Raw genomic sequence first — 6196 nt, forward strand, 5'->3', positions numbered from 1 at the left:
GCGGGGAATTCCGTGGGCACTCGTGGTGGACGCCGAGCCCTGTCACCGTCACGAGACTGCTCTGAACAAGATGACAGGGACGGGGGAACCAAGTACGTGGGCACCGCCAGGTGCCCTTGGGGTGAAGCCGCACCAGCAGGACGCGGCCGGGTCATTCTCCGATCCGAATCCGACAGCTCACCTCGTAGGCGCCGGGAGAAATTGCTGTGACCACACGCATGCCCGGGCGCCATCGTGCTGCCCACGCACCCCTCACCCCGCTGACCCCGATCTCACGTGCCGCATCCCGCGGCATCTCCGCGACCGCCCGCCGTGGCGCGGTCGTCGCCGCCGGATCGGGACTCCTCATCTCCCTGCTCGGTATCCCGGCCAACGCCGCCCCCGCGAACGACCCCAGCACGAACACCGCTGAGCTCGAGGCCGTGCGCGACGCCGTCCAGGACGCCACGCAGAAGTCGACCGACGCCGAGGTGGCCACCGCCGCCCTGACCACGGCGAAGGTGGACACCGCCCCCGCCGTGAAGGTCGCGGCGGACAGCGAGTTCGCGCTGGAGACCGGCACCATCAAGGTGACGCCGGCTCCCGAGCCTGAGCCGGAGCCCGAGCCCGTCGTCGAGGCTGAGCCTGTCGTCGAGGCCGAGCCCGCCAAGCAGGAGGTCAAGGCCACCGCTGTCGCCGAGAAGCCCGCGGAGAAGGCAGCCCCGGCCGCCAGCTCCGGGTCCAAGATCGTCGACATCGCCATGCAATACCTCGGCGTCCCGTACGTCTGGGCCGGTGCGACCCCCGCCGGGTTCGACTGCTCGGGCTTCACGTCCTACGTCTACGCCCAGATCGGCATCACCCTGCCGCACTCCTCGGCGGCGCAGCGCAATTCCGGCACCGAGGTCTCCGCGGCCGACGCGCTGCCGGGCGACATCATCTGGTCCCCGGGCCACGTCTCCATCTACACCGGCAACGGCATGCAGATCGAGGCCCCGGTCCCCGGCCAGACCGTCCGGGAGTCCAAGATCTGGCAGGACAGCCCGGTCTACCTCCGGATCAGCTGACACCTCCGGGCGTCCCGGCTCCACCGGAGCCGGCCTCCGGATCGCACGGCTCGAAGGGCCCGCACCAGCACGGTGCGGGCCCTTCGTGCGTCGTGGCAGGATCGCCACCATGAGCAGCGCGCCCACGAGCGTCGAGACCAATGCCCTGAACACCATCGACGAGGCCGAACGGCGCGGTTCGCCGCGCAACCTTTTCTGGCCGTGGTTCGGGGCCAACGTCTCGGTGCTCGGCCTGGGGTACGGCTCCTACCTGCTGGGGTTCGCCGTGTCGTTCTGGCAGGCGGTCGTGGTCGGCACCATCGGCATCGTGGTGTCGTTCCTGTTCTGCGGGTTCATCTCGCTGGCCGGCAAGCGCGGGTCGGCGCCCACGATGGTGCTCTCCCGGGCCGCGTTCGGCGTGCGGGGCAACAAGCTGCCCTCGCTGCTGTCGTGGATCCTCACGGTCGGCTGGGAGACGGTGCTCGTCGCGCTGGCCACGCTCGCGACGTCGACCGTGCTCGGGACGCTCGGTTGGGGCGGCGGCACCGTCACCAAGGTCATTGCCCTCGTGGTCGTGGCGGGCATCGTGGTCGTCGCGGGCGTCTTCGGCTTCGACCTCGTCATGCGGCTGCAGGTCGTCATCACGGTGCTGACCGCCGTGCTGACCGTCGTCTACATCGTCCTGGTGCTCGACCACATCGACTGGGCCGCGGTCGCCGCGATCCCCGCCGGCGGCAGCCCGCAGGTGATCGGCGGGCTCGTGTTCATGATGACCGGCTTCGGGCTCGGCTGGGTCAACATGGCCGCCGACTACTCGCGCTACCTGCCGCGCTCCGCATCCGGGCGGGGCATCGTCGGGTGGACCACGCTGGGCGCCTCGCTGGCCCCCGTCGTCCTGCTCGTGTTCGGCCTGCTGCTCGCCGGCTCCGACCCCGTGCTCAACGAGGCGATCGGCGCCGACCCGATCGGCGCCCTGTCCACGATCCTGCCCACCTGGTTCCTCATCCCGTTCATCGTGGTCGCCCTGGCCGGTCTGATCGGCGGCGCCGCCCTCGACATCTACTCCTCCGGGCTCGCGCTGCTCTCCCTGGGGCTGCCCGCGCCGCGCTGGGTGGCCGCCGCGATCGACGGCGCGCTCATGGTCGTCGGCGCGATCTACGTCGTCTTCGTCGCCGACTCCTTCATCGGCCCGTTCCAGGGCTTCCTCATCACCCTCGGCGTCCCCGTGGCCGCCTGGTGCGGCGTGCTGCTCGCCGACATCCTGCTGCGCCGCCGTGACTACGCCGACGACGACCTGTACGACCCGGCCGGCCGGTACGGCTCCGTGAACTGGGCCGCCGTCCTGCTCGTGGTCGTCGGCACCGGCGTCGGCTGGGGCCTGGTGACCAACACCTACGCACCCTGGCTGCAGTGGCAGGGCTACCTGCTCGGCCCCCTCGGCGGGGCGGACGGCGACTGGGCGTGGGCCAACCTCGGCGTGCTGGTCGCCCTGGTGATCGGGTTCGCCGGGACGCTCCTGCTGAGCGCCCGCGCGGTGCGGCGGCAGGAGGAGCGATGAGCGCGCCGGACGCCGTCGGGGCGGACGCCGCGCTGGTCGTGATCGACATGCAGGACGTGTTCGCCGTCCCGCCCAGCCCGTGGGCCTCCCCCGACTACCCGCGCGCGCTCGCCGGGACCCGGCGCCTGCTCCCCGCGTTCACGGGCCGCACCGTCCTCACGCGGTACGTCGCCCCCGCCGTGCCCGACGGCGCCTGGCGCGCCTACTTCGACCAGTGGCCGTTCGCGCTCGTGCCCGAGGACGACCCGCTGTACGAGATCACCGACCTCGCCGACGTCGTCGCCGCGGGCGCGCCCGTCGTCACGCGCACCACCTTCGGCAAGTGGGGCCCGGAGCTGGCAGCCGCCACGCGCGACGCCGGCACGCTCGTGCTGGCAGGCGTGGCCACCGACTGCTGCGTCATCTCCACCGCGCTGGCCGCAGCCGACGCGGGCCGCCGGGTGCTGGTCGTCGAGGACGCGTGCGCGGGCTCGACGCCGGAGAACCACGAGCGCGCCCTGGAGATCATGCGGCTGTACGCCCCGCTGATCGAGGTCACGACGGCGGCCGACGTGCTCGGTGCGCTCTGAGGTCGGTGTCGGGCACGCCCGGGGCGCACGGCCTGGTCACGCGGGCCTCCGGGGTACACAGCACGAATGCGAGGGGCGCCGGGAGGGCTGAACTGCGTTCGGCCGGGACGGGCGTTCTCTGGCTGTACCGAACAGTCCATCCAGGGTGAACTACTCGGAGCCAGGCCGAACGACGTTCAGCGGACCCGGCACCCTCGGGTCCCGTGCACGTCGCCTGGTACTCGTCACATGCACGCAATCGGACACAGGAGGACAGACGTGAGCGTCAACAGGATCCGCGCCCGGTGGGAGCGCCACGACGAGCGGTTCGCCCCCGTGCGCGGCGACACGTACGCCGAGGTGCTCTTCGACGAGGGCAGCTGGCTGGAGGGCCCGGCGTACTCGCCGGCCTGGCGGACCCTGCTGTTCAGCGACATCCCGAACGACCGGGTGCTCGCATGGGACGAGGCCACGGGCGCCGTCGGCGTGTGGCGCAGCCCGGGCGGCTACGCCAACGGGCGCACCGTCGACCGCGCGGGCCGGATGCTCCAGTGCGAGCACGGCAGCCGGTCGGTGACGCGCACCGAGCCCGACGGGACCGTCACCACGCTGGCCGACCGGTGGGAGGGCAAGCGCCTGAACAGCCCGAACGACCTGGTGGAGCACAGCGGCGGGAGCGTGTGGTTCACCGACCCGACCTACGGGATCCAGAGCGACTACGAGGGCTTCGCCGCCGTGCCCGAGGCCGGGGGCACCCACGTCTACCGCCGTGACCCGGACGGTTCGGTCACCCGGGTCGCCGACGACTTCGCCGGACCCAACGGCCTGGCCTTCTCCGCCGACGAGCGCACCCTCTACATCGCGGACAGCGAGCGCAAGCACCTGCGGCGCTTCGACGTCGGCCCCGACCTGACGCTGTCCGGTGGCGAGGTGCTCGCGACCTGCGACGCCGGCACGTTCGACGGCGTCCGGGTCGACGACGGCGGCAGGATCTGGGCGGCCGCGCACGACGGCCTGCACTGCCTGGACCCCGACGGCACCCTGCTGGGCAAGCTGCTGCTGCCCGAGGTCTGCTCGAATCTCACGTTCGGCGGGGCCAAGCGCAACGTGCTGTTCGTGACGGCGACCAACCTGCTGCTTTCGATCCGGGTGACGGTCACGGGGCTGCGCTGACCTGCCAGCGCTGACTCTCGTTCAGAAGGCTCCAGGCGTCCATTAAGCCTGCGTTGGTGGTCGCCTGGAGCCTGCTGAATCCGAGTCAGCCGCTAACCGCACAAATCGGGCGTTGTTCGCTAGCGTTGCGCCAGGAGGTGGTCCGGGATGCTGACCCTGGAGTTCGCTCGTGACCTGGTGTTCACCGCGGTGCTGTTCGGCACGGTCACGTTCGTGTGGGCGGGGTGGGCGCAGGAGCGGCCGCCGGCCGGCGTCGTCTGGCGGATCGTGCTCGGAGCGCTCGGCGCGGGCGGCCTGGTGCTGCTCGGCCTCGGCCTGCCGACGCTGATCCGCAACTGGGACACCCCCACGGCGATGGCCTCGGGCAACCCCGCGATGATCGCCTACATCGTGGTGTTCTGGCTGGAGGTCGCCGTCATCGCCGGGCTCGCGATCTTCTACGCGCGCACCGGCCGCCAGCATCTGCTGGCGCCGACCGTGCTGATCGTCGTCGGCACCCACTTCGCGCCGCTGGCCCTCGTGTTCGAGCAGCCGATCCTGATGCTCGCAGCCGTGCTCATCACCGCCGCGGGTGTCGCGAGCCTGTTCCTGCCCAGCCGGGTCGCGGCCCCGAGCTTCTGGTGCGGCATCCTGGCGTCCCCGGTGTTCCTGGTGCTGGGCACGATCTCGCTCGTCGCGGGCCGGGGTGCGCTCGCCGGCTGATCGGCGGCAGTGAGTGTCAGTGGCTCCCGGCAGACTGCCGCCATGACAGTTCTCTTCGACGGCGAGATCTCGGTCCACTACGGCTTCTTCTCCGTCGCCCCGACCGGTGAGTTCGTCGAGGACCTTATCGCTGCCCGGCGCGACCAGCGCAACGGTCTGCTGGGCGCCCAGGAACCGCACCGGCTCGGAGGGATCACCGGGCTGCACACGGGCGAGGTGGCGTTCCGCGTCGAGTGGACCGAGACCGAACCTCCGATCGGCGCCGCATGGGAGGACGTCGTCGAGGCCTCGGTCGACGTGCTGCCCGGTGACTACTCGCTCGACACGTTCGACGAGAGCCTCCCGCTGCGGATCCCGCACTCCGGGTGGCACCGGGCCAGGTACAACCTGCGCGCAATGGACGCGGGCCGCGACATGGACACGCCCGACGACGGCCAGACCGCTCCGGACTCCTACCTGCTCCAGCTCTGGCCGGCCCCGCCGGCCGCGGACGCGATCCTCCAGCAGGTCAGCGAGTACGCCGCCCACTTGCACACGGTCCCGGCGAGATGAGCGGCGTCCGCCCGTCCGGCGAGCCGGGTCTGAGCGGGCGGCGGCGTCAGTCTTCCGGGGTGACCGCCGTCGGGGTGCCGCCCGTGATGCGGACGAGCTCGTCGAACGTCGTCGGGAAGACCGTCTTGGCGTGCCCCGCCGCGGCCCACACCTCGTCGTACGCGCCGAGCGCGGTGTCGATGTAGGTGCGCACGGGCGCCGGGTGACCCACGGGCGCGACGCCGCCGATGACCTGGCCCGTCGCGTCCCGGACCTGCTCCTTCGACGCCCGCGTGATGGTGGCGCCCACCTGCTCCCCCAGCCAGTCCGTGTCGACGCGGTGAGCGCCGGAGGTCAGCACGAGGGTCGGCGTCCCGTCGAACAGGAACACGAGCGAGTTCGCGATCTGGCCGACACCGATGCCGAGGAACTCGGCGGCGAGTGCTGCGGTGGTCGCGGCGTCGTCCAGCCAGCGGACCTGGCCCGCGGCGCCCGCCTCGGCGAGTGCTGCGGTGACCTTCTCGACGGCGGGGTGGATCGGTGCGGGCACGGAGTTCGACATGCGGCGATCCTAAACACCTGACCGCCGCCGCCCCACACGTTTTGGTCCGCGCCCGCCGGAGTGCGCTTCTACCCAGTCATTGGGCCCGGATCTCGGC

Annotated in this window: 7 protein-coding genes and 1 riboswitch; of the genes, 6 read left to right on the forward strand and 1 reads right to left on the reverse strand. The window is 71.8% G+C overall.

Going from position 1 to position 6196, the window contains the following annotated elements; translation table 11 throughout:
- Positions 1 to 20: 20 nt before the first annotated feature.
- Positions 21 to 203, forward strand: a riboswitch (cyclic di-AMP (ydaO/yuaA leader).
- Between the two features lie 3 nt (positions 204 to 206).
- The 6 genes from ACFWEJ_RS08420 to ACFWEJ_RS08445 all read left to right on the forward strand — a co-directional run bounded on the left by ACFWEJ_RS08420 (position 207) and on the right by ACFWEJ_RS08445 (position 5558).
- Positions 207 to 1046 (forward strand): C40 family peptidase, encoded by an 840-nt coding sequence (locus ACFWEJ_RS08420; protein WP_377228748.1) that lies wholly within the window; start codon positions 207 to 209, stop codon positions 1044 to 1046.
- Positions 1047 to 1155: 109 nt separating this feature from the next.
- Positions 1156 to 2583 carry a purine-cytosine permease family protein gene (locus ACFWEJ_RS08425; protein ID WP_377228749.1) on the forward strand — a complete coding sequence of 476 codons (1428 nt, stop codon included), beginning with the start codon at positions 1156 to 1158 and terminating at the stop codon, positions 2581 to 2583.
- Positions 2580 to 3152, forward strand: a complete 573-nt coding sequence (locus ACFWEJ_RS08430; protein ID WP_377228750.1) for a cysteine hydrolase family protein — start codon at positions 2580 to 2582, stop codon at positions 3150 to 3152. Before ACFWEJ_RS08425 ends, ACFWEJ_RS08430 begins: the two co-directional genes overlap by 4 nt.
- 258 nt (positions 3153 to 3410) lie before the next feature.
- On the forward strand, positions 3411 to 4304 hold the full coding sequence (locus ACFWEJ_RS08435; protein ID WP_377228751.1) for an SMP-30/gluconolactonase/LRE family protein: 894 nt from the start codon (positions 3411 to 3413) through the stop codon (positions 4302 to 4304).
- Between the two features lie 147 nt (positions 4305 to 4451).
- Positions 4452 to 5006: a hypothetical protein gene (locus tag ACFWEJ_RS08440; RefSeq protein ID WP_377228752.1), complete on the forward strand. Its 555-nt coding sequence runs from the start codon at positions 4452 to 4454 to the stop codon at positions 5004 to 5006.
- Positions 5007 to 5048: 42 nt separating this feature from the next.
- Positions 5049 to 5558, forward strand: coding sequence for a hypothetical protein (locus ACFWEJ_RS08445; RefSeq protein ID WP_377228753.1), 510 nt, complete (start codon positions 5049 to 5051; stop codon positions 5556 to 5558).
- 46 nt (positions 5559 to 5604) lie between these two features.
- Here the strand turns inward: ACFWEJ_RS08445 and ACFWEJ_RS08450 are convergent, their stop codons facing one another.
- Positions 5605 to 6099 (reverse strand): YbaK/EbsC family protein, encoded by a 495-nt coding sequence (locus ACFWEJ_RS08450; protein WP_377228754.1) that lies wholly within the window; start codon positions 6097 to 6099, stop codon positions 5605 to 5607.
- Between the last annotated feature and the right edge of the window lie 97 nt (positions 6100 to 6196).

This window comes from Promicromonospora sp. NPDC060204 (assembly GCF_042728455.1).
Taxonomy (GTDB): Bacteria; Actinomycetota; Actinomycetes; order Actinomycetales; family Cellulomonadaceae; genus Promicromonospora.

Excerpts from the sequence above, each read along its gene's own strand:
- ACFWEJ_RS08450 (WP_377228754.1), bottom strand. The coding sequence starts at position 6,099 with ATGTCGAACTCCGTGCCCGCACCGATCCACCCCGCCGTCGAGAAGGTC.
- ACFWEJ_RS08425 (WP_377228749.1), top strand. The coding sequence starts at position 1,156 with ATGAGCAGCGCGCCCACGAGCGTCGAGACCAATGCCCTGAACACCATC.
- ACFWEJ_RS08430 (WP_377228750.1), top strand. The coding sequence starts at position 2,580 with ATGAGCGCGCCGGACGCCGTCGGGGCGGACGCCGCGCTGGTCGTGATC.
- ACFWEJ_RS08440 (WP_377228752.1), top strand. The coding sequence starts at position 4,452 with ATGCTGACCCTGGAGTTCGCTCGTGACCTGGTGTTCACCGCGGTGCTG.
- ACFWEJ_RS08445 (WP_377228753.1), top strand. The coding sequence starts at position 5,049 with ATGACAGTTCTCTTCGACGGCGAGATCTCGGTCCACTACGGCTTCTTC.